Source organism: Rhodosalinus sediminis (genome assembly GCF_003385555.1).
Classification (GTDB): Bacteria; Pseudomonadota; Alphaproteobacteria; order Rhodobacterales; family Rhodobacteraceae; genus Rhodosalinus; species Rhodosalinus sediminis.
In genome coordinates, this window is sequence record NZ_QOHR01000080.1 from 1 (window position 1) to 816 (window position 816).

Genomic DNA, 816 nt, shown 5'->3' on the forward strand with positions numbered 1-816 from the left:
CCCGCGCCGCCCCGCCACTGTGGAACAAGGGCTGGGGCGTCAAGACGCTGTTCAAGTTCGATCCCGTCTACTGGAACCTCGGGATTCACCGCCCCAAGATCAAGAACAAGCATCTCGAGACGGGCTTTCCCGACACGGTGCACTGGCTCAACGGCTCGGGCCTGCCGATGGAGGACTATTTCAAATTCCGCGGCTGGCGCTCGATCCGTCGTACCGTGGGCTACACCTGGGCGCAGATGAACCACTACGCCATCAAGTCCGTCGACAGCTACGCGATGCGCCGGTTCCGCGGCAACGTGAACAACAAGACGGACAAGTACAACGCCGACTACTGGGCGCTTCAGGACAGAAACGAGGTCGAGGACCGCGCGATCCTGCGCCACGCGCCGGAGCGGCGCCGCATCATGGCCGAGCTGCTGCAAGACCCGGTGCTGAACCGGCTGCACCACGACGCGCTCGACCGTGTCGAGGCGCGACTGGCCGAATACAAGCGCACCGACGCCTACCACGCGCTGCGCGAGAGCCTGATCCAGGCCAGCAAGGTGCCGATCACGAAGGTCGAGGCCAAGCCACCGCAACCGCGCGACCCCGCCAAGATCGCCGCGCTCATGAGCGAGGTGGAAAGGAAATCCCAGTCCCGCCCCAAGGCGCAGCGCCGCACCGGGACGGTGCCCGGCTGGGCGGCCGAGGGGGGCGACCCCTACATGCCGCCGCCCATCGACCTGTCGGACGACATCGCCAGAGAATGGGTTGCCAATCAAGAGATCGAGCTGCCTGCCGATGCCCGCGTGTTCCGACCCGAGACGCTGTCGGCGG

At 66.3% G+C, this 816-nt stretch carries 1 pseudogene; it reads left to right on the forward strand.

The window, feature by feature from the left end:
• Window positions 1-816: pseudogene (locus tag DRV84_RS15165) on the forward strand (glycosyltransferase family 2 protein); the annotation flags it as partial.